Annotated in this window: 18 protein-coding genes; 9 read left to right on the top strand and 9 right to left on the bottom strand. The window is 72.1% G+C overall.

Annotation, left to right across the window (positions count from 1 at the left end; translation table 11 throughout):
• The first annotated feature begins 205 nt into the window (after positions 1-205).
• Positions 206-1,345 (top strand): hypothetical protein, encoded by a 1,140-nt coding sequence (locus tag MXD61_RS14605; RefSeq protein ID WP_248813663.1) that lies wholly within the window; start codon positions 206-208, stop codon positions 1,343-1,345.
• Between the two features lie 97 nt (positions 1,346-1,442).
• Here the strand turns inward: MXD61_RS14605 and MXD61_RS14600 are convergent, their stop codons facing one another.
• The 9 genes from MXD61_RS14600 to MXD61_RS14560 form a co-directional block, all read right to left on the bottom strand.
• Positions 1,443-3,047 carry a CoA transferase gene (locus tag MXD61_RS14600; RefSeq protein ID WP_248813662.1) on the bottom strand — a complete coding sequence of 535 codons (1,605 nt, stop codon included), beginning with the start codon at positions 3,045-3,047 and terminating at the stop codon, positions 1,443-1,445.
• Positions 3,048-3,061: 14 nt separating this feature from the next.
• On the bottom strand, positions 3,062-3,742 hold the full coding sequence (locus tag MXD61_RS14595) for an AIM24 family protein (protein WP_248813661.1): 681 nt from the start codon (positions 3,740-3,742) through the stop codon (positions 3,062-3,064).
• Positions 3,742-4,383: a DUF5134 domain-containing protein gene (locus MXD61_RS14590; RefSeq protein ID WP_248813660.1), complete on the bottom strand. Its 642-nt coding sequence runs from the start codon at positions 4,381-4,383 to the stop codon at positions 3,742-3,744. The genes MXD61_RS14595 and MXD61_RS14590 overlap by 1 nt, the downstream gene beginning before the upstream one ends.
• 54 nt (positions 4,384-4,437) lie before the next feature.
• Positions 4,438-4,674 carry a hypothetical protein gene (locus MXD61_RS14585; protein WP_374628963.1) on the bottom strand — a complete coding sequence of 79 codons (237 nt, stop codon included), beginning with the start codon at positions 4,672-4,674 and terminating at the stop codon, positions 4,438-4,440.
• A gap of 39 nt (positions 4,675-4,713) precedes the next feature.
• The gene (gene pruA, locus MXD61_RS14580; RefSeq protein ID WP_308222756.1) at positions 4,714-6,390 is read right to left on the bottom strand and encodes an L-glutamate gamma-semialdehyde dehydrogenase; all 1,677 of its coding nucleotides are present in this window, start codon (positions 6,388-6,390) and stop codon (positions 4,714-4,716) included.
• A gap of 74 nt (positions 6,391-6,464) precedes the next feature.
• Positions 6,465-7,400 (bottom strand): proline dehydrogenase family protein, encoded by a 936-nt coding sequence (locus MXD61_RS14575; RefSeq protein WP_248813655.1) that lies wholly within the window; start codon positions 7,398-7,400, stop codon positions 6,465-6,467.
• Positions 7,401-7,585: 185 nt separating this feature from the next.
• A complete protein-coding gene (locus MXD61_RS14570) occupies positions 7,586-7,999 on the bottom strand; it encodes a DUF742 domain-containing protein (protein WP_374628961.1) in 414 nt (137 codons plus the stop codon).
• Positions 7,996-8,412, bottom strand: coding sequence for a roadblock/LC7 domain-containing protein (locus MXD61_RS14565; RefSeq protein ID WP_248813653.1), 417 nt, complete (start codon positions 8,410-8,412; stop codon positions 7,996-7,998). The genes MXD61_RS14570 and MXD61_RS14565 overlap by 4 nt, the downstream gene beginning before the upstream one ends.
• A gap of 34 nt (positions 8,413-8,446) precedes the next feature.
• Positions 8,447-11,875: a nitrate- and nitrite sensing domain-containing protein gene (locus MXD61_RS14560; RefSeq protein WP_248813651.1), complete on the bottom strand. Its 3,429-nt coding sequence runs from the start codon at positions 11,873-11,875 to the stop codon at positions 8,447-8,449.
• A gap of 279 nt (positions 11,876-12,154) precedes the next feature.
• On the opposite strand from MXD61_RS14560, the gene MXD61_RS14555 reads away from it, so the two are divergent.
• The 8 genes from MXD61_RS14555 (at position 12,155) to MXD61_RS14520 (ending at position 22,156) form a co-directional block, all read left to right on the top strand.
• The gene (locus MXD61_RS14555) at positions 12,155-13,486 is read left to right on the top strand and encodes an ABC transporter substrate-binding protein (RefSeq protein WP_248813650.1); all 1,332 of its coding nucleotides are present in this window, start codon (positions 12,155-12,157) and stop codon (positions 13,484-13,486) included.
• Positions 13,483-14,250, top strand: a complete 768-nt coding sequence (locus MXD61_RS14550; protein ID WP_248813648.1) for an ABC transporter ATP-binding protein — start codon at positions 13,483-13,485, stop codon at positions 14,248-14,250. The genes MXD61_RS14555 and MXD61_RS14550 overlap by 4 nt, the downstream gene beginning before the upstream one ends.
• A 44-nt stretch (positions 14,251-14,294) precedes the next feature.
• Positions 14,295-15,095, top strand: coding sequence for an ABC transporter permease (locus tag MXD61_RS14545; RefSeq protein WP_251079982.1), 801 nt, complete (start codon positions 14,295-14,297; stop codon positions 15,093-15,095).
• A gap of 111 nt (positions 15,096-15,206) precedes the next feature.
• Positions 15,207-16,397, top strand: coding sequence for a hypothetical protein (locus MXD61_RS14540; protein WP_248813645.1), 1,191 nt, complete (start codon positions 15,207-15,209; stop codon positions 16,395-16,397).
• The gene (locus MXD61_RS14535) at positions 16,394-17,797 is read left to right on the top strand and encodes an amidohydrolase family protein (protein WP_248813644.1); all 1,404 of its coding nucleotides are present in this window, start codon (positions 16,394-16,396) and stop codon (positions 17,795-17,797) included. Before MXD61_RS14540 ends, MXD61_RS14535 begins: the two co-directional genes overlap by 4 nt.
• Before the next feature lie 1,030 nt (positions 17,798-18,827).
• Entirely contained in the window at positions 18,828-20,120 is a 1,293-nt protein-coding gene (locus tag MXD61_RS14530; protein WP_248813643.1) for a bifunctional o-acetylhomoserine/o-acetylserine sulfhydrylase, read from the top strand.
• On the top strand, positions 20,092-21,348 hold the full coding sequence (locus MXD61_RS14525; protein ID WP_374628958.1) for a homoserine O-acetyltransferase: 1,257 nt from the start codon (positions 20,092-20,094) through the stop codon (positions 21,346-21,348). Before MXD61_RS14530 ends, MXD61_RS14525 begins: the two co-directional genes overlap by 29 nt.
• Before the next feature lie 73 nt (positions 21,349-21,421).
• The gene (locus MXD61_RS14520; RefSeq protein ID WP_248813642.1) at positions 21,422-22,156 is read left to right on the top strand and encodes a GNAT family N-acetyltransferase; all 735 of its coding nucleotides are present in this window, start codon (positions 21,422-21,424) and stop codon (positions 22,154-22,156) included.
• Positions 22,157-22,223: the final 67 nt, after the last annotated feature.

Here is a 22,223-nt window from a genome sequence, read left to right as displayed (position 1 = left end):
AAGCGTGTGGGAAATCATGTGTACGACAGGCGGGTCCAGGCCGACGCGGCCGGCACCTACGGGTAGGGTCGCCCGCGCGCTCGGACCGGGAGCCTCAGGGCAGACCACCCGCGCCCCAGCCGCGGACCGCGCCACTCCAGCCCCGGTCGATTACCCTACGTGATGACTCAGCCACCAAACTGGCCTTCCGGGAGGTGCGGCGTCGATGTTCATCGGACGGCGCACCACCGCCGCGTTGTTGCTGGTCAGCGCCGTGTGCGGCGCCGGCGGCCTGACGGTGCTGCGCCGGGCCGCGGGCTACCCGGAGGTCCTCACCGTGTCCGGCACGGCCACCCTGGCCGCCGTCCAGCAGCACTGGTTCGCCGTCGTCGCCGGGCTCGTCCTGGCGGTGGTGGGCGCGGCCCTGCTGGTGCCGATCACGGTGGGCATCGTCCGGTTGCTGCCCGGCGGCTCGCACCGGCCCCTGCCGATCGTGCTGGCCACCGCGGCCAGCGCCGCCCAACTGGTGGGCCTGCTGTTCTGGCTGTTCGTCGTCCCCGCTCTTTTTGGCCGCTCGACGCCACCGGCCCTGTCCGATCAGGCGACGGTCGTCTTCGACGCCGCCCGCACCCTGTTCGCGATCATGATCGGCGAGGTCGTCGCCTGTGCGCTGACCGCCTGCTGGTCGGTGTCACTCGTGCTCCGGGTGCTGCGCTCGAAGCTGCTGGGACGGCTGCCCACCGACGCCCGCCGCCCCCGCGCCGCCCTGGTCGGACTCGGCATCTGGGGCGCGGTGGCCTCGGCGGGTGTCCTCGGCGGCGTCCTTCTCCCCTTCGGCATCCATCCGGCGGTGACCGGCCGGGTGGTCGGACAGCTGCTGTGGAGCCTGTGGCTGGTCGGCCTCGCCGTCGCCGTCTGGCAACTGGACCCGCGTCCCCCCTCCCCCGCCGCACCCACCCCGACCCGGCCGGACTTCTCCCTGCCCGCGCCGCACCCGCCACCGCCCGCGGCCGGACCCAGCGGCTCCGCGGCTGTCGGCTCCGCCTCCTCACCCGAGACTCCGCTCGAGGACGCCTTCTTCGAGGCCATCACCCACATCGAACCGCGCACGACCGTCGACGCCCCGGCCTGCGAACCACCGACGTCCGAGCCGCTGACCTCCGAGCCGCTGACCTCCGAGCCATCGGCATCCGAGCCGCCGTCGGGGACCGGCGAGGGGCCCTCGTCGGACGACCCGATGAGCAGCGGTGTCGCCCTGCGCGCGGCACCCCAGCCCGCCGGACGGGCCATCGGTAACGACGATCCCACCGAACTCGGGATCCTCACCCCGCCCAGCCAGCACACCCCGGCGCCGACCTCCCAGTAGCACGCCCTCGGGCCGCGTCGATCATCGCGGCTGCACGGTCGGCGCTCCTGATCCACGAAGGCGCTCCATCGGCTGGCGTGCTCAGGCGGGTGGGCGGTCAGGCGGGTGGCAGGTCGGCCAGCACCGTGCGGGTGTGCGCACCGGGCTCGGCCGCCTGTGGCCAGGGTGGGGTGTCCCCGGCCGGCCAGGGCGGGGCGGGGGGCGCGACCGGACGGGAGTGCCCGTCGAGGTGCGCCGTCCACCCGTGCTGATCGCTACCGGTCATCCGGACGGCTGCTGCCATGGCGCCCACGGGTGGGGCGATGTGTGCGGGGTCGGCGGTGGCCGTGGGTGCTGGTGGGATGCGGGGCAGGGGGGCGGCGGTCCAGGCGGCCACGTCACGCATGGCTATGTCCAGCAGCTGGCCACCGCCGCAGCGCAGGGCGGCGGCGACGGCCACCGCCGCGAACAGGCCGGTCAGGGGGTCGGCGATGGCGTCCGCGCAGAAGACCGGGGTGGGGCTGGGGGTGTGGGTGTGGGTGTGCCAGGCGACGAGTCCGCCGGCGACGGCGGCATCGTCACCGAAGGCCACCGGATCGGGAGCGGAGTCGCTGGCGGCGCCGGTGCGTCCATGGGCGGTGATACTCGCCCACACCTGACCCGGACGGGCCGCCAGCAGCGCGTCCGGGTCGATTCCCAGGTGGGCGAGGGCACGGGGCCGCGAGGACTCGAGGACGACATCGGCGTGGGCGAGCAGACGGCGCAGGGTGGCCCGGCCGTCCGGGGTGGCGAAGTCGAGGACGACGCTTTCGTGGCCGGCGTGCATCCAGTCGTAGAAGTCGGCGTTGCCCCGGCGGGCACCGTCGAGCCGGCGCACACTCTCCACCTTGATCACCCGTAGGCCCATCCGGCCCAGCAGGTGCGCGCACAGCGGTCCGGCCCACATCGACGACAGGTCGACGACCACGCGCCCCCCGATCGGGCCACCGCCGGCCCGGTCCACTGGCCCGGGCGGGGGGTGGCTGCCGCCCGGCGTGCGGGCCAGGCGTCGGGGCAGGCTTCGGATGGGCGCTGGGCGGCGGGACACCTCGAGCGCCGCGACCGGCATCGCCAGCAGGCGGGCGAGCTCGACCACCTCCCGCGTGGGACGGGTGGCCACCGCGGCGCCCAGCGGCGACCAGGTTCGCGCACCCACCTCGGAGGCATCCGAACCGGTGCGGACGGCCGGGTCGGTGGAGGAGACCGGAATGGCCGGGTCGTCGAGGGCGCCGAGGGCGCCGAGGAGGGCGACGACGGCGTCCTCGTCGTGGGGGCGGGCGAGGTTCACCGCGAGCCAGCCGTCCGCGGCGGGCAGCAGACGGCAGCTGCCGCCGGCCGAGCGGGTTCCTCCCCGGGTCAGACCCAGCAACGCCGCCCGACCCCCGAGCAGCACCGCGACATCGGGTCGCACCGTGCGGCCCAGCCGTGCCGACAGGGCGGTGAACAGGCGCGCGGCGGCCTCGGCCCGGCCGAGCACCGGACCGTCCGGGAGTGTCGGTGGCGCCTGCGGGAAGCCGGTGAGCCACATCAGTCCGCTGTCCGCCCAGGCCGACACCGACGCCCATGACGGCGAGACCACCGCCGCGGCCGGGGACGGTCCGGCGTCGACGGGGACGGGCAGGCCCTGCGCGGCGAGCGCGGCGCACAGCTCGTCCCACAGATGCTGGTCCAGCGAGGTCGGCACGGGGGCGGCGCTCGTCAGTGCCTCTCGGCGGCGGGTTCCACCACGGGAGTCTCGCCGCACTGGACGACGACGAAACCGCCGCGGCCGGAGTACTCGATCTGCGCGAGTTCTCCGGATCGGCGCCCGACGAGGTTGCCGATCCGAAACGTCGAGACGACCCGGGTACGCACCCCGGCGGACCACGCCACGGCGGCGTCGCGGTCGACGCACACCGGCTCGTCGGTGGGCAGCACCAGCGGTGAACCCACGCACAGCACCGCCACCCCACCGGTGCCCGAGATCTCGGTGTTGAACAGGCCGCCGGCGACCATGGCGCCGAGCCCGCCGGAGGTGGTCGTCGCCTTGTACCGCAGGCTCGACTCGAGGGCGAGCAGGTTGCGACCGTTGATGGTGAGGCTGTCCTGGTCGAGGGTGAGGATCGTGATGTGGTGGCCGGCGTCGGCGAACCAGACGGTGCCCTGGCCGGTCGCCTTCATCAGGTCCTGACCTTCGCCGGTGACGGCCCGCCGCAGGAATCCACCGACACCGCCTCCGTGGTAGGCGAACTCGACGCGGCCGCGGTAGGCGACCATCGAGCCCTGCTTGGCGTGGACCCGCCCGCCCTCGAGGCGGACCCGCAGCATCCGCTCGCCCGGTTCGAGGGCGAAGGGCGCGTCCGGTGCCGGGCCCGGGCCGCCATGCCCCGAGGGAAGCATCAGACCAGCATGACAAGCATCGCGGCGGCCATCACCAGCCGGCTCGCCGCGGGCGTGATCGGCACCGCGGCGGGCAGGACCGGTCCCGCGCTCAGCGGCCGGGCCCGCATCCACGCCCAGGCCCGGCGCGGCAGCGATCCGACGAGCGCGGAGGCCGCGGAGACGGCGAACACGACGATGAACCAGCCGGAGAGGTCACCGGCCATGCCGAACTCCGCCATCGGCCACTGCCCCGCCCGGGCCATACACGCCATGGCCAACGACTCCACGACCAGCATCGAGCAGCACGACCAGCGGGCGGGTTCACAACACGCCGGCCCGGTCACCACCAGGGTGAGAAAGACCAGGGCGAGCCCGGCGAATCCCAGCGCGAAGGCGGGGGAACGCCACCAGCCGGCTGGGCCGACGAACATGACGACCATGCCGACGGCGACGATCGTGTGCCCGGTCTCCGCCGGGACGAACCGTGGACGCCCCCCGACCACGCGACCGGCGACCGGGCCGAGCAGACGAGCGGCGTGGTACAGCCCGACGATCCCGGCCAGCACCGCCGCGAGAACCGCGACGGAGGTGGGCAGCCCGGTGGCGGAACGCGTCAGATGGTCGTGATTCACCGGCGCGTGGACGCGCGGCCCGACCACACGGTGCCACCCGCCATGCCAGTGCCACCCGCCATGTCAGTGCCACCCGCCATGTCAGTGCACGCCGAGGGCGAGTTCCGCGTCCACGAGCGTGGTGATCTGCCCGGAACGGGCCTCGTCGACGATGACCTGTAGCTGCTCGACGCTCATCTGGATCCGCTGACCGAAGTCATCGGTGATCACGATGCGGCGCTCGGGGACGGCGTCGTGGTCCACGAACAGCTCGGGACAGCCGCAGCTGCACTTCCCGCAGAAAGTCAGGACATGACGCGCCTGCTCGGCAGCCGACATGGCAACTCCAGGGCTGGGGGATGACCGGATGGCGCAAGTTTAGAGTCCGTGGATGCCATCGTGGTGGTGATGCGTGTTTTCTCCCACGTTCGGCTCCAACCGCCTCGGATCGCCCACTGCTGCGTTCAGGTTCTCCTTGATGATCCGGGGGGCCACCCAGCGCAGCAGGTTCTGGGCCGAACCGGCCTTGTCGTTCGTGCCGGAACGGCGGGTACCACCGAACGGCTGGCGGCCGACGACCGCGCCGGTGGGCGCGTCGTTGACGGTGAGGTTGCCGGCGCAGAAGCGCAGGCTGTGCTGCGCCTGTGCCAGCGCCGCCCGGTCGGTGCCAAGGACCGCGCCGGTCAGCGCGTAGGCGCTGGTCCGGTCGACGAGGGCCAGGACGTCCGACCAGGCGTCGGACCGGTCGTCGGGGTAGACGTACACGGACAGGACCGGGCCGAACAGCTCCTCGGTGAACCACTCCCGTCCCGGGTCCGCCCCGAGCAGCAGCGTCGGACGGACGAACCAGCCGACGCTGTCGTCGCAGCGGGCGCCCGCCAGCACCGTCACGGTCGTGTCGGCGCGGGCGCGGGCGCAGGCGGCGGCGAGCCGCGTGTACGCCCGGGCGTCGATGACGGCGCCGGTGAAGTGGTCGAACTCGCCGATGTCACCGACCGTCAGGGCCTCGGTGGCGGCGGCGAGATCGGCGCCGAGACGGCGCCACAGGCTTGCCGGCAGGTAGGCCCGGGAGGCCGCCGAGCATTTCTGGCCGCTGTACTCGAACGCGCCGCGGACCAGCGCGTCACGCACGGTGGCGACGTCCGCACTGGGATGGGCGACGACGAAGTCCTTGCCGCCGGTCTCCCCCACCAGCCGGGGATAGCCGCGGTAGCGCTCGAGGTTGCCGGCGACGCTCTGCCACAGCCGGCCGAACACCGCCGTGGAACCGGTGAAGTGCACGCCGGCGAGGTCGGGATCGGCGCACACCACCTCGGTGACCGGACCGCCGGACCCTCCCACCAGGTTGATCACACCGGGCGGGAGGCCCGCGGCCTCCAGCAGACGCATGAGCAGGTGGGCGGCGAACGCCTGCGTCGGCGCCGGCTTCCACACGACGGTGTTGCCCATCAGGGCCGGCGCGGTCGGCAGGTTGCCCGCGATCGAGGTGAAGTTGAACGGGGTGACCGCGTAGACGAAGCCCTCCAGCGGACGCAGATCGAGACGGTTCCACTCCCCGGTGACGCTGTGTGGCTGCTCGGCGGCGAGTCGGGCGGCGAAGGCGACGTTGAAGCGCCAGAAGTCGATCAGTTCGCAGGCGGCGTCGATCTCGGCCTGGTGGTGGGTCTTGCCCTGGCCGAGCATCGTCGCCGCGTTGATGGTGTCCCGCCACGGGCCGGCCAGGGCCTGCGCCGCCCGCAGGAACACCGCGGCCCGGTCGGTGAGATCACAGTCGCGCCAGGCCGGTGCGGCGGCCTTCGCGGCGGCGACGGCCGCCGCCGCGTCGGCATGGGTGCTTTCCCGCAGGGTGGCGAGCACCTGCCGGTGCTCGTGCGGGATGACGACGTCCCGGCGCTCACCACCCCCGGGCCGGGGGCGGCCCGCGATCGTGTTCGTCAGCTCCAGTGGCGTGGCGCGCAACCGCTCCAGTTCCTGTCGCAACCGCGCCCGCGCCGCCGAGCCGGCCGGATACGAGCGGACGGGTTCGTTGCCGGACACCGGCACCGCGGGAACCATCCCAGCCGAGACGGGTCCGGTCAGCGCTGGTCCGGTCAGCGCTGGTCCGGTCGGGGCCGCTCCGGTGGACGTGCTCATCGGGCTGCTCGGTCACTCGCGGCGTGCAGGGCCAGCAGCAGGTTCGCCGGTTTCTCGACCACGCGGCGGGACAGGTACGGCACGCAGTCCGGCCCGTACGGCAGGTACACCCGCACAGTGGCGCCGGCCGCGGCCAGCCGACGCTGTTCGGCGGGACGCACCCCGAACAGCAGCTGGTACTCGTAGCTGGCCGCCGGGCGGTCCAGATGGCGCACCAGCCTTCCGGTCAGCTCGAGCAGCTCGGGATCGTGCGTGGCGATCATCGGATAGCCCGGGCCGGCCATCAGGATGCCCAGGCAGCGGGCGTAGGACGCGGACACCGCGCGGCGCCCCTGGTGAGCAGGCGAGGCGGGTTCGAGGTAGGCGCCCTTGCACAGCCGCACGCGGGAGCCGGCCCGGGCCAGGTCGCGGCAGTCGGCCTCGGTGCGGCGCAGCTGGGCCTGCACGACGGCGCCGACCGTCGGGAAGTCGCGGCGCAGCTGCACCAGGGTGGCCAGGGTCGCGTCGGTGGTGGTGTGGTCCTCCATGTCCAGGGTGATCGTCGCCCCCAGGGACCGGGCCCGTTCGGCGATGAGCGCGGCGTTCGCGGCGGACATCGCCTGCCCGTCGCGGGGCACGGCCTGGCCGAGCGCCGACAGCTTCACCGAGACGTCCAGGCCGGCGGCCACCCCGTGCTGGTCTGCGACCGCGAGCAGGCGCAGGTACGCCTCGACGGTGCCGTGGGCGTCCTGCGCGCCCAGCACCCCCTCGCCCAGCAGATCCACCGAGGCCCGCAGTCCCCCGCCGGCCAGTCGGACGACCGCGGCCACCGCGTCCTGCTCGGTGCCACCCGCCACGAACCGGTCGACCACGGCGGACGAGAGCGGGCCATGGGTCAGCGCGAGGCGCACCGGCGCGGTCCGCAGCAGGTGTGGGACCAGGGTTCTGAGCATGACCACCTGCCGTTCGACACCACGGGTACGAGCAGAGACCTCACGTAGCGTCACCCGATCGGGGCGGGCTGTCCATCCGACCGGCCGATCGGCGCCGCCTGGCTGATCAGCCAGCTCTGATGGTTCTCGTAGCTCGGACGGTGCTGGCGGTCGGACGGTGCTGGCGGTCGGACGGTGCTGGCGGGTCAGAGGCGTCGCAGGCTGGACAGGACCCGGCCCAGCAGATCCAGGCCGGGCGCACCGTTGTTGAGGGTCAGCTGGGACACGTCCACCAGGCGCTCGGCCGCGGCGTCCGCGACGAGCACCCGCACCACGCCCACCGGCAGGCGCAACCCCGCCGCGATCTCGATCACTGACTGCGGATGTTCGCACATCGACACGATGGAGCGCTGTTCCAGCAGCAGCGCGGGCAGCCGGGCCAGACCGAACGACGTGGTCGTGACCATGGCCTCGAGGGCCAGCAGACGTGAGGGCCGGGCCCGGCCACGGGTCGCCGCGTACGGCCGGACGAGTTCGCCCGACGGTTCCATCGCGTCCCCGTTCACCCGGTCGTCCGCCCGCCAGCGGCGAGCGACACCGCTGGCGGGATCATGTCTCACACGCTCTCGCGTGCATCGGTACGCCGAGCCGGCGTCAGCGCCTCCCGGGTACGCGCGACGAGCACCGTCATCTCGTACCCCACCAGGCCGATGTCACAGGTGTTGCTCGCGAGCACCGCCAGACACGAACCCTCCCCCACCGCCATCAGCAGCAGTGACCCCTGCACCATCTCGACGACCGTCTGGGTCACCTCACCGCCGTCGGCGAACTCCGCCGCGGCTGCGGTCAGACTGAACAGGCCGGACGCGATCGAGCCGAGCTGCACGGCCCGTTCCCGCGGGAAACCGCCGCACACGGCGAGCAGATGCCCGTCGGAGGAGGCCAGGATCGCGTTGGCCACACCCGGCACGAAGTCGACGAAGTTGTTGATAAGCCAGTCAAGCGAGGGGTTCTCGGGATCCGGATGGGTCACGACCGTCCTCCAGGCAGCGATGGCGGGTGGGTGGTCACGGCGAGCCGGGGGGAAACACGACACCGCCGGTCTCGGCACCGGAGAAGTCGCCACCCGCAGCGGCGGATCTGGCCGCGTCGGAGTCCTCGGCGTCGGCCTGCTGGCCGTCGCGGGCGTGCTGGACTCCCTCGTACAGGCGGCTCAACCGGCCGCGGATCCAGTCTGGTGCTGGCGCCTGTGGGGTCTGGGCCGAGGATGACGGCAGCTGTACCGTCCCGAAGAACGGGTTCTGCACCGGCCCGTCGCCGGGGCGCGCGGCGGGAACGGCGGAGGGCAGGTCGCCGGGAAACGGCTGCGCGCTGGGCGTGCGCCTGGGCAGACCGGACGACGTGACCCGCCGCGGCTCAGCCGGACCGGGCTCAGCCGAGGGCCACCCCGACACGGAACCGGCGGACGCGGCCTGCCCGCCACCACCCGGCGACGTGCTGGTCGGCATGCCAGGAACTGGTAGATCGGCGGCCCACCGGGGTTCGGGACCAGCGACATCATCGTCCCCGAAGGGTACCCCGCCGCCGCCTGCCCCCACCGTCCGCTCAGCCGCAGCCGCGGCTGCGTCGTACGTCACACGGGTCGCGATGGCCACCTGCCCGGCCGGTTCGCCGTCCTGCTCGTCCCGGGTGAACCAGTCGAACGGCGCCGCCGAGAACGCGACCGGAATCGCCTCCTGCGCCGCGGTCCGAACCAGATCCGCCAGCCGGCCGGTCGCAGCCGAAGCCGCAGCCGCGGCCGGAGCCGGCGTGGCGACCGGAGCCGAGGTGACGGCCGCCACCGGGGCCGCGGGGGCGGCGGCCGGTGTGCGCTCGGTCTCCTGTGCCTCTGTCTCCTGTGCCTCGGTCTCCTGGAGTGCCTCGACGCGCCGCTGCCGCAACGCCGCCACCGCGTCGGCGATCGCCGGCAGTTCGGGTGCCGGCGGTGACGCCAGGGCCACGGGCGGCTCGGTACCGACGGGCGGCTCGGCGCCGGCGGGCACACCGGTGCGGACGGGCAGCGGCGTGCGAACGGGCAGATCGGGATGGCCCGTGGGCACGGCCCGGGTGGTGACCGGGTCCGCGGCCGGTGGTGCGACGAGGTCGACCGGCCGGGTGATCGTCTGATCGGCGTCCGGGTCCGGTCCCGCCGACATCCTCGGCAGCGGCAGGTCGGTGAAAGCCGGTTCGAGCCCGCCCGCCGTGATCTCGCGGGGGCTCGTCACGGGGGTCGGGGCTGGGGCCAGCAGTGCGGCGGGCAGCAGGGCCGTGGCCCGCACCCCACCGTCGTGCGAGTGGGCCAGCCGCACCTTGATGCCGTGGCGGTCGGCCAGGCGGGCGACGACGAACAGGCCCAGGCGCTGCGCGATGGAGAAGTCGAACAGCGGGGGCTGGGCGAGCCGCTGGTTGGCCAGCCCGAGCTCCCGATCGGACATGCCCAGACCGCTGTCGTCGATGGCCACCAGCACCGCGCCGTCGCCCAGCGTGGTGGCCGCGAGGTCCACCGGGAGGTACGGCGGGGAGAACTGGGCGGCGTTCTCGAGCAGTTCGGCCACCAGGTGCACGACGTGGTTCACCGCGTCGGCGGCCAGGCGCACGTCCGCCACCTCGACGATCTGCACCCGTTCGTACTGCTCGATCTCGCCGAGGGCGGCCTGGAGCACGTCGCCGAGGGGCACCGGACCCGACCGGCGCCGGCCAGGCCCCGTGCCGGCGAGCACCAGCAGGTTCTCGCTGTTACGCCGCATCCGTGTCGCCAGATGGTCCAGGCGGAACAGGTTCTCCAACTGGGCCGGGTTCTCCTCGGCGGCTTCCAGCCGGTCGATCAGCGCGATCTGGCGTTCGATCAGACTCTGACTACGCCGGGAAAGACTCAGGAACAGAGTGTTCACATTGCGTCGCAGTCCGGCCTGTTCCGTTGCCAGCCGCACCGCCTCACGCTGGAGATGGTCGACCGTGCGGGCGACCTCACCGATCTCGTCGCGTGAATCGATGCCGATCGGTCGGATCACCGTCTCGACATGTTCGGAGTCGGAACTGCGCAGTTCCTCGATGAGTGCCGGCAACCGCACCTGCGCGGCCTCGAGCGCGCCGGTACGCAGGCGGCGAAGCGGGACCGTCATCGTCCGTGCGATCGCCAGTGTCCAGATGACCGCGCCGATGGTGATGACCAGAATGAAGGCGCCGATCAGTCCGGTGCGTTCCCAGGCCTGCGAGCGCAGATCCTCCGCGGAGCCGGTGACGTTGTCCAGCAACGTGGACTCGACCGTGCGCAGAAGTTCGATGTAGGTGGTGCTGGCCGCGAACCACTGCTCCGGGTCGATATCCAGATCGCTCAGTCGCTGCCGTTGGACCGCGCGTTGTGCGATGCGCTTGACCGTCAGCACCGCCTGCCCATTGACCACCTGGTCGAAGCGGGCCCGGTCGCTGACCCGGGCGGTGGCGCGGAAGGCGTCCTGCGCGGCCTGTTCCTGCGCGAGCAGACCGGAGAACCGATCGGAGTCACCGAAGGCAAAGCGATGTGCGAACGCGGTGGCGAACAGCTGACCACGAATCTGGGATTCGGTCTCCTTCAGCGTGGTCAGGCTGTTCAGGACGGCGACCGAGTACTGCAGGTCGACGTCGTCACGACCCTGCCCGATCTGCGCGTCGAGCGCGACCAGTGCGGCGATCGTGCCCGAGTACTGGTTGAAGATCGCGTCCGTGGGCAGCCCGCCGGCCCGCACGGAGCGGCGTAGCGCCGCCAGTCCGTCCAGCCGGCTCTGCAGTCCGTCCACCAGACGGTCGCCGGACTCACCGAGATCGTCCCGGGAGGAGCGCAGCGATCCGCGCAGCGCGCCGACCGCGGTGTCCACGACGCGTTGCTCGCCATCGAGGCGGGTGGTCAGGGACGTCGCCGGGTCGGCCCCTCGCCCGGCACTGATGAACCCGACCGCGAGGTCGCGCTCGATCTGCAGTTCGTGGACGGTGGCGACCACCTGCCGTCCCAGCTTCGCCGCGGTCACTCCGCGTCCATAGCTGGCCGCGCTGGACAGCCAGGTGGCGGCGGAGAGCAACGCCAGGGCGAGGAAGGCCGCCGTGGGCACGGCGAGCGCGGCGAACAGCTTGCCGTGGACGGGCAGGTCACGCAGCGCGAACCGGCGGCGTGAGCCTCGCCCCACCCTGACCTCGCGATGGGTGTGCCGCCCGGTACGCAGCGGGCCGGTCGCCGTGGCCGCCTCGGTGGGCGGGTCCGCCGAGGCGGCCGTGACGCTGGCGGCCACGGGCTCGCCGACGGCGTCGGCCAGGCGAACGGCCCGGCCCGCCGGGACGGCCGCGCCCACCGGCGTCGGCGCGGCGCGGCGCGCGGAAGCCTCGGCACCGTCGGTGGATTCCCGCACGACCGGCGGGCGGCCGAGCTCGCGGGAGGCATCCACCCGCGTGTCCGTTCCCGCTTGCGCTGTTCCCGGCTCGCTCACGTGCCTCGTTCCTCTTCGCCTCTCGTACGTCGCCCCCTGCCGACACCCGACCGGCAAGGGTCCTCCGCCTGGAACCGGCCGTGACGTTGCGCACTGCGACTTCCCGGCCGAAAGGCTATTTGCGTGTACGCCGCCGTCCGCACCGGGGGCACTTGACGAACCACGTTTCAATCGTCTGTGTCGGACCCGAGCCCCCTGCCGGTAGCCCCGCCGAAACCACTAGTGTCGTCGCACGTCACTGTAGCTTTGGCCAGCGTGGACCAGGGGACGGGGAGCGTGATGATCCACGGTTTTCGAAGAGCATGCGTACCAGTAGTTGCGCTGCTCTGTGGTGCTCTGCTCGCGTCCTGTAGTGGTGACGGAGATGCGGAACAGCCGAATGTCTCGGGAGAGGTCAAGATCGGCCTGATCGCCCCACTGACGGGCAACGATCCAGCCACGGGCCGCGATGCGCAACGCGGAGCGGAGCTGGCCACCCGGCTCATCAACACGGGCACGGCCGGGTTCACGTACGCGGACGGACGAATCTGGGGACCGACCGGACGAGCCCGCCTCTCCATTGTGACGTTGGACACCAAGAACGATCGTCAGCGTGCGGCCGACGAAACATCGACCCTCGTCGGCGACAAGCAGGTGGTGGGCATCGTCGGCGCCTTTGACGCCGACTCCACGCTCGACGCGAGTCAGCGAGCCGAACGCCTGCAAACCCCCTTCGTCAGCGGTGACGCCCCGCTGACTGCGCTCACCGAGCGCGGACTGAACTGGTTCTTCCGTACTGCTCCTGATGCCGCGGACTTCGGCGGCGGCTTCCTGTCGTTGCTGCGCAACGCCGAACAGGTGGGCCAGGAGCGCCGCCGGATCGCGCTGTTGTACAGCAACGACGCGACCGGCAACGACCTTCGCTCGACGGTGACCGAGTTCGCCGAGGAGGCCGGCTACCCGCTGGCGGCCAGCGTGTCCTACGAGCCGGGAGATCCGAACCCGGCGGCCGCGGTCACCGCGGTCCGCGACGCCACGCCCGACATCGTCCTCGCGACGGTGGACGGCGACCACGGCGAACATCTCGCGCAGGCGTTCAGCGCTGTCGGCTACGTACCCCCCGCGCTCGTCGGGTACGGGCCGGCCGCGCAGACGGCACGGCTCGCCGCGCTGCCCGGCTTCGCCGACCGGGTCAGCCGCCAGGCCTCCTGGTCGCTTCCGATCGCGCGGGCCAACCCGCTGGCCGCGGCGGTCGCCGAGCGCTACCAGCGTGACTTCGGCGCCGCGATGTCCGCCGAGGCCGCCAACGCCTTCACCGCGGTCACCGTCCTCGCCCAGGCGATCAACGACGCCGGCAGCACCGACCACGAGCTGGTGCGATCCGCGCTCGTCGCGGTCGACCTGCCGGGAAACCAGACGATCATGCCGTGGAACGGTGTGCGTTTCGACGGCACCCATCAGAACACGCTGGCGTCCACGGTCATCGAGCAGAACACCGACGGCTCGTTCGCACCGGTCTACCCCCGCGATCTGGCCACGACCACGGTGCGCTGGCCAGTCCCCGGCACCGCCGGTACGACCAGCCCGACCGACGCGGCCGGGACCACCGGTGCCACGGCGGCGGCCCGATGACGGCGACGGTGGCGACCGAGGCGTCCACCCTGGTCCGCTTCGAGCAGGCGGCCAAGCGCTATCCCGATGGCACCCGGGCGTTGGAACCCGTCGATCTCACGGTGCGCGACGGCGAGTTCGTCGGCGTGGTCGGCGCGTCGGGCTGCGGCAAGAGCACGCTGCTGCGGCTGGCCTCGGGCCTGACCGCGCCGTCCGCCGGGACGGTGCGCACCACCGCCGACCGCACCGGCTACGTCTTCCAGGATGCGACCCTGCTGCCCTGGCGCAGCGTGCGCCGCAACGTGGAGATGCTGGCCCAGCTCACCGGCCTGCCCAAGGCCGAGTACCTGCCCCGGGCCAGCGATCTGATCGATCTGGTGGGCCTGCGCGGATTCGAACGGCACCGGCCGCGCTCCCTGTCGGGTGGGATGCGGATGCGGGTGTCGCTGGCCCGCTCGCTCACCCTGTCGCCGGACCTGTTCCTGCTGGACGAGCCGTTCGGCGCTCTCGACGAGATCTCCCGGGAACGGCTTGGTGACGAGCTGCTGGCGTTGTTCGCCCAGCGCCGGTTCCGCGCGGCGATCTTCGTGACGCACTCGGTGGCCGAGGCCGTGTACCTGTCGACCCGGATTCTGGTGATGTCGCCACGTCCGGGTCGGGTGGTCGCCGAGTTCGCGGTGCCGTTCGGCCCGTCGCGCTCGGCCGACCTGCGGTTCGACCCGGCGTTCACGCAGCTGGTGGCCACGGTGTCGCGGCGGCTGCGCGAGGGCGGAGACCAGGTGTGAGCACCACCGGGTTCGTCCAGCGGGCCGGCCGGGTCGCCGCGGTGATGCGGACCGGGCGGGCCCGGGCCACCTGGCGTGACCGGCTGGCGCCGCTGGTCCTGTTCGCGATCATCCTGGGCGTCTGGTACTTCGTGAGCCTGGTCCTGCTCGACCGGGACCGCCGGTTCCTGCTACCAAGCCCCGACTCGGTGGTCCGGGTGGCCTTCCTCGACCGCGACAACCTGACGCAGCTGCTGCGCGGGCTGTGGCTGTCGACGTCGGTGGCGCTGATCGGGCTCGGCATCTCGATCGTGCTCGGGATGAGCATCGCCATCGCCATGAGCCAGGCCCGCTGGGTGGAGAAGTCGGTCTACCCCTACGCGGTCATCCTGCAGACGATCCCCACGCTGGCGCTGGTGCCGCTGATCGGATTCTGGTTCGACTACGGGTTCTCCAGCCGGGTCGTCGTGTGCGTCCTCATCGCCCTGTTCCCGGTGATCAGCAGTACCTTCTTCGGCCTGCGGTCGGTGGATCAGGACATGCTCGACCTGTTCCGGCTGCACCGGATCTCCCGCTGGCGGCGACTGGTCTCGCTGCAGCTGCCCGCCGCGATGCCGGCGACCTTCGCCGGGTTCCAGGTCTCGGCCGGACTGTCGGTGGTCGGCGCCGTCGTCGGCGACTTCTTCTTCAAACAGGGCGATCCCGGCATCGGCGTGCTGATCGATCTCTACCGGGCCCGGCTGCTGTCCCAGCAGCTGTTCGGTGCGGTCATTCTCGCGTCCCTGCTGGGACTGGTCGTGTTCGTGTTCTTCGGCTGGCTGAGCCGACTGGTCACCGGCCGCTGGTACGGCGCCGAGACCCCCTGACTCCGCGGCGGCCGCGGCGATCCCGCCACCTCGCCCTGGTGGCGGGCCGGTCGTGAGCGGAAACGTGTCACCCCGAGGGTTCCCCGAGAACCCTCCAGAACTAGGAGCGAAATGGGACGACTGAAGCGGGGTGGCATTGTCGCCGCCACCGCGGCGCTGGCTCTCACCGTGGCGTCATGCAGCGGGAACACCGCGGGCAGCGACTCCTCCTCGTCGGGGGCGTCCACCGCCCCGGCCGCCGTGTCCGGCAGCGCGCTTGACCTGCGCGGCGACTGCCCGGCCACGGTCGTGGTGCAGACCGACTGGTTCGCGGAGTCCGAGTACGGCTACCTCTACAACCTGCTCGGGCCGGACCGCAGGATCGACACCGCCAAGAAGCGCATCACCGGATCGCTGGTGTCCGGCGGCAAGGACACCGGCGTCGACCTCGAGGTCCGCTTCGGCGGGCCGGCGATCGGCTTCGAGCAGGTCAGCGCGCACATGTATGTCGACAAGGCGATCACCCTGGGCGTCGTGTCGACCGACGAGTCGATCCAGAACTCGACCTCCCAGCCCACCAAGGCGGTGTTCGCGCCGTTCGACGTGAGCCCCATGATGATCATGTGGGACAAGAAGGTCTACCCGAACTTCACCACCCTGGTGGACATCGGGCAGTCGGACACCAAGGTCCTCTACTACGAGACCGACTCGTACATGCAGTACCTGCTCGGCGCCGGCATCCTGCGCCAGGGCCAGGTCGACGGCGGCTACGACGGTTCGCCGTCGCGGTGGGTCACCGCCGACGGCAAGGTCGCCGAGGCCGGCTTCGCCACCTCCGAGCCCTACATCTACCAGCACGAACTCGGCGACGGGCACAGCTACGACGTCAACCTCCAGCTCATCAACGACACCGGCTACCCGGTGTACGGCCAGGCGCTGGCCATCCGCAGCGGGGACGAGAGCAAGCTCGCCCCCTGCCTGCGCAAGCTCGTGCCGATCGTCCAGACCTCGCAGGTCGACTTCATGGCCAAGCCCGCCACGGCCAACAACCTGATCATCGACGCGGTCAAGGCCGACAAGGCCTCGGTCTGGAGCTACTCCCCCGGTCTCGCCGCCTACGCCGTCCAGGCGATGAAGGACCGCAGCCTGGTCTCCAACGGCTCGAACACCACCATCGGCGACATGGACCAGGCCCGGGTGGCCCGCATGCTGCAGATCCTCACCCCGATCTACGCCGGGCAGAAGAAGCCGGTCAGGAGCGGCCTGACCCCCGCCAACCTGTTCACCAACACCTACCTGAACACGAGCATTGGACTGAAGTGACTGACTCCGCCACCGTCGCCGGTTCCCCCACGACCTCGGGCACGGGATTCGTGCTGCGGGCACGTCATGTGCTGACGATGGGTGCGCCGGGCCATGTGCGGGACGGGGCGGTCGCGGTCGTCGACGGGCGGATCGCCGCCGTCGGTGACCACGACGACGTCCGGGCCCGCTTCGCGGACCTGCCGGTTCTCGGCGACGGTGGCGGCATCCTCATCCCCGGTCTCGTCAGCTGCCACGGGCACTTCTCCGAGGGGCTGGTGACCGGCATCGGCGAGACACACACCCTGTGGGAGTGGTTCGTCCACGTCGTCGAGCCGATCGAGGACGCCCTCACCCGTGAGATGGCGTACGTGGGCACCCTGCTCAAGGCCACCGAACTGGCCCTGTCCGGGGTGACCACCGCCGCCGACATGTTCTGCTCGGCGCCCGGGGCGACCCCGATCACCCCCGGTGTCGTCACCGCCCTGGACGAGGTCGGCCTGCGTGGTGACGTCTCCTTCGGGCCGTCCGACCTGCCACGTGATCGCCCCCTCAGGCGCATCCTCGCCGAGCACGAGGCGTTGGCGCAGGCCGCCGCCGGCTCCCGGCGCACCCGCTTCCGGGTCGGGCTCGCGACCGTCCCGGCCAGCAGCGACGCCCTGCTCGACGCGACCCGCTCCCTGCTCGCCGAGGTCCCCCGCCTGCACGTCCACCTGCACGAGGTGCGCGAGGAGGTCACCGCGTCGCGCACCAGCCGTCGGGCGAGTTCCATCGAGTTCGCGGCCGACCTCGGCCTGCTCGACGCCCAGACCGTCGCCGCCCACTGCGTCTGGCTCTCCGACGCCGACATCGCCCTGCTGCGCCGGCACGACGTCGCCGTCGCCCACTGCCCGGTGTCCAACATGATCCTGGCCAGCGGCGTCTGCCAGGTGCCCCGGTTGCTGCGCGAGCGGGTCCCGGTCGGTCTCGGCGTCGACGGCGCGGCCAGTAACGACTCGCAGAACATGCTCGAGACCATCAAGGCCGCGGCGCTGCTGCAGAAGGTGCACCACCAGCAGGCCGACATCCTCTCCGCACCCGCCGTCCTGCGGATGGCGACCCTCGGCGGCGCCCAGGCCCTGGGCCTGGCCGACACCGTCGGCAGCCTCGAGGTCGGCAAGGCCGCCGACCTCGTCCTGCTCGCCGAGGCGAGCCCGTCCATGGCCTTCGTGCACGACCCCTACCAGGCCGTCGTGTACTGCGCCGGCCCCCGTGACATCGCCGGGGTGTGGGTGGACGGCGAACGGATCGTGGCCGACGCCCGCATCCTCACCACCGACATCGCGGCGGTACTGCCCCGGGCCCGCGCCCTGGCCACCGACCTGGCCACCCGCGCCGGCCTGCACTCCGAACTCGCCGGCGTCCCCAGCTCCGACCACTAGACCCGGTACCGCCTCAACGGACCACCTCTGGCCATCCGCTCACTCCGCGGAACCACACCCCCCTCGCCTGCCACTCCCCGCAACCAGCCCCCGCCATCACCACTCCCCGCAACCAGTCCCCCGCCCAAGATCCACCTACACGGGTCGCCGTGGGGGGCAAATCGGACACGAACACCCCCACGACGACCCGCGTGCACCCTGCACACCGACGACCCCCGGGAAGCCCGTCACGCCAGGTAGCCGCGGCCACGAACAGGGACCGAGGCGCCACGGTCCGCGGGGGACGGCCCGGGCGGGCCTTCCGGATCAGAGGGCTGGCGCGGCCAGGGCGATCCGTGGTCGCTGGGCAGGGTGGTGGCGAGGATGGCCGACGGTCCACACGAGGCGGCCTGACCCGTTCCACCTTCCACCGACGCACCGAACGGATCGGCAGGTCGGTGAATGTTGCGGCGATGTGACACGCGGGCTTCGGGCGGCCACCCTGAACGCAGACAAACGCGACTGGCGCTGCTAGCGTCGAAACCGTGAGGTCACAGGCGCGACGTCCGCACCGGTGGCCGGTCGGCCCACGATGTTGCCCGGGTTGTCCGGTCGCCCACGCCGCCACGACGGAGCAGCGTCGCCGGGGCCACCACGCAGCGCATCACAGCGCCTCCTGAACAGCGGCGATCACCAGGACCGCCCCAGCCGGTCCACGATCGACCAACGCGGGTTGCCCGAGAGATCGGCACGCACGCGCCGAACGACATGGAAGGCCGCCACCTCTCCACCGTCAGCACCTGCGCCGTGCGGCATCCGTCGCGCGACACCTGCCAGGTCGATGTCGGCGGTCCGACCTCCGTCGTGTGCCGTTCGTCGTGCGGGACCCGGCAGGTGGCATCGGCGCTCCGACGGCAGGCGCTCGTGAGGCGCTCGCCTTCGGGGCGGTCGAGGTGGGCGCGGTGGCGGCGCGTCGCAGCACCAGATTCCTGCCATATTCCTGCCACGGGGGCAGGAGTTCGCCGATTGACGACACGGGGAGAGTCACCAGATGAGCTCCGACGGCTGGTCGTTCGAGACCCAGCAGATCCACGCGGGCGCACAGCCCGATCCGACCACCGGCGCCCGAGCGGTGCCGATCTACCAGACGACGAGCTACGTCTTTCGCGACACCGAGCACGCGGCCGCCCTGTTCGCCCTGGGCGAGCCGGGCAACATCTACACCCGGATCATGAACCCGACCCAGGACGTGTTCGAGCAGCGCGTCGCCGCGCTCGAGGGTGGCGTCGGCGCGCTCGCGACCGCGTCCGGTCAGGCCGCGCAGACGCTGGCCATCCTGAACCTGGCGGAGGTGGGGGATCACGTCGTCTCGTCCTCGAGCCTGTACGGCGGAACGTACAACCTGTTCCACTACACGCTGCCCAAGCTGGGCATCGAGGTCAGTTTCGTCGACGATCCCGATGATCTGGGCGCGTGGCGCGACGCCGTCCGGCCGAACACGAAGGCGTTCTACGGCGAGACGATCGGCAATCCGCGCGGCGACGTGCTCGACACCGCCGGCATCGCCGAGGTCGCCCACACCCATGGCGTCCCGCTGCTGGTCGACAACACGCTGGCGACGCCGTACCTGTACCGGCCGTTGGAACACGGCGCGGACATCGTCGTGCATTCGGCGACGAAGTTCATCGGCGGGCACGGCACCACGATCGGCGGTGTGATCGTCGACGGCGGACGGTTCGACTACGGCGCATCCGGACGGTTCGCGAACTTCACCACCCCGGATCCGAGCTACCACGGCCTGGTCTACTGGGACGCGCTCGGCCACGGTTCGTACATCGCGAAGGCCCGGGTGCAGCTGCTGCGCGACATCGGCGCCGCGATCTCACCGTTCAACGCGTTCCTGCTGCTCCAGGGCCTGGAGACGCTGTCGTTGCGGATCGAGCGGCACACCGCGAACGCCCAGCGGGTCGCCGAGTGGCTCGAGGCCCGCGACGAGGTCACCTGGGTCGCCTATCCCGGTCTGCCCTCGTCCCGGTGGTACGACCGGGCACGGCAGGTGCTGCCGCGTGGTGCGGGGGCGGTCCTGTCGTTCGGCATCGCCGGCGGCGCGGCCGCGGGACGGCGCTTCGTCGACGGCGTCGAGCTGTTCAGCCATCTGGCCAACGTCGGCGACGTCCGCTCCCTGATCATCCACCCGGCGACGACGACCCACTCGCAGCTCACCGAGGCCGAGCAGGCCACCACCGGCGTGACCGGCGACCTGATCCGCCTGTCGGTGGGCATCGAGAACATCGACGACATCCTCGCCGATCTCGATGCCGGATTCCGTGCCGCCAAGCCCTGACCCGGACGCCCGCGCCGCCCCGGCCCACACCGCCGGGGCGGCCCCGCCCTGGCCCCTCCCACCCGGCGCACCCTCCATGGCGGCGCCGGACGACGCGGTCCTCGGGGGGTGGCGGGAGGGTGTCGATCCGGTCGGGGAGCGCCGTTTCGCCCGGCTGGGACAGCCGTTGCGGTTGGAGCGCGGTGGGGATGTGACCCGGGTCCGGATCGCCTACGAGACCTGGGGCCGGCTGGACGCGACGGCGAGCAACGCCGTGCTCGTCCTGCACGCGCTGACCGGCGACAGCCACGCCGCGGGCCCGGCCGGACCCGGCCATCCAGGTCCCGGCTGGTGGGACGGGTTGATCGGACCCGGACGAGCGCTGGACACCGAGCGCCTGTTCGTCGTCGCGCCCAACGTGCTCGGCGGCTGCCAGGGCAGCACCGGTCCGGCCAGTCCCGCACCGGACGGACGTCCCTACGGCTCACGCTGGCCCGAGGTGACGATCCGCGATCAGGTCGACGCCGAGGCCGCGCTCGCCGACGCCCTGGGCATCCGACGCTGGTCCGCGGTCGTCGGCGGCTCCATGGGCGGGATGCGCGCGCTCGAATGGGCCGTTCGCCACCCCGGGCGTGTCGCCCGCGCCGTCGTGGTGGCCTGCGGCGCGGTGGCGAGCGCCGAACAGATCGGCCTGTACGCGGTCCAGCTCCAGGCGATCACCGGCGACCCCGGCTGGCACGGCGGCGACTACCACCTCTCCCCCACCACACCCCTCCCACCGGACGGGAAGGGGCCGGTGGACGGGAAGGGGCCGCGGGGCGGGCTTGGTCTGGCCCGGCGGATGGCCCAGGTCAGCTACCGCAGCGAGGCGGAGCTCGAGGCCCGGTTCGGCGCCCGCGTCCGACCGGACGGCGCCTTCGAAGTCGCCTCCTACCTGGATCACCACGCCGACCGACTGATCCGCCGCTTCGACGCGGGCAGCTACGTCACCCTCACCCGGGCGATGATGACCCAGGACGTCGGACGTGGACGCGGCGGGCACGCCAGCGCACTGGCCACCTGCCCCGTGCCGTTCACGATCGCCGGCGTCGACTCGGACCGGCTGTACCCGATCCGGCTGCAACAGGAACTCGCCGAGCTGACCGGCGTCCCGCTACGCCGCATCCACTCCCGCCACGGGCACGACGGCTTCCTCCTCGAGATCGACCAGGTCGCCACGATCATCCGCGACGCCCTGCGAATCCCCTGACGGCGGACACGTCGCGCATCTGACAGATGCCCCTTACGCCACAGTCGCCGGCTACGCTGCCATGCTCAGCACCATGACGACCATGTCCGGCGAGTGGACGCGGCCGGTGCTGACAGGACGACACGTCCGACTTGAACCGCTACGCACCGAGCACAGCGGCGATCTGCTGCGCGCCGCGTCCACGGACCGCCGTTCGTTCTCCCTCACCTGGGTACCCGACTCCGACGCCGCGATGCGCCGCTACGTGTCGACCGCCCTGGCCGACCGCGCGCTGGGCCTCGCCGTCCCCCTGATCATCCGTCGGATCCCCCCCGACCCGGCCGACCCAGCCGGCCCGTCCAGCGCGGACGGCGACTCCGGCGCCACGATCGTCGGCAGCACACGGTTTCTCGACCTGGGATTCTGGCGGCCGACGGCCGAGGGCGCGTTGGGCAGCACGCCCGTGGAGCCGGCGGACACCGCGGCGGCGTCCGCGGCGGAGTCCGAACTGCCCTCGGTGGCCGAGATCGGCTATACCTGGCTGTGCGCCGCGGCCCAGCGCACAGCGATCAACACCGAGGCGAAGCTGCTGCTGTTCGAGCACGCGTTCACCGTCTGGTCGGCGCTGCGCGTATGTCTGAAGACAGATGTGCGCAACACCCGGTCACGTGCCGCCATCGAACGGGTCGGCGGGCGTTTCGAGGGTGTGCGGCGCGCGCACATGCCCGCCTCCGACGGCACCATCCGCGACACCGCCTACTACTCGATCACCGCCGCGGAATGGCCCTCGGTGCGCGCGAACCTGGTCGCCCGACTCGCTCGTCCCTAGGCCGTGTATCGGGTTGTGATCAAAGGGTTGGAGCGAGTTCCTTGATCCAGATCATGGATGCGCGGAG

This window comes from Frankia sp. AgPm24, assembly GCF_023243055.1.
In the GTDB taxonomy this organism is placed as follows: Bacteria; Actinomycetota; Actinomycetes; order Frankiales; family Frankiaceae; genus Frankia; species Frankia umida.
The sequence above is the reverse complement of the archived record's forward strand: the minus strand, read 5'-3'. Positions and strand labels throughout refer to the sequence as shown.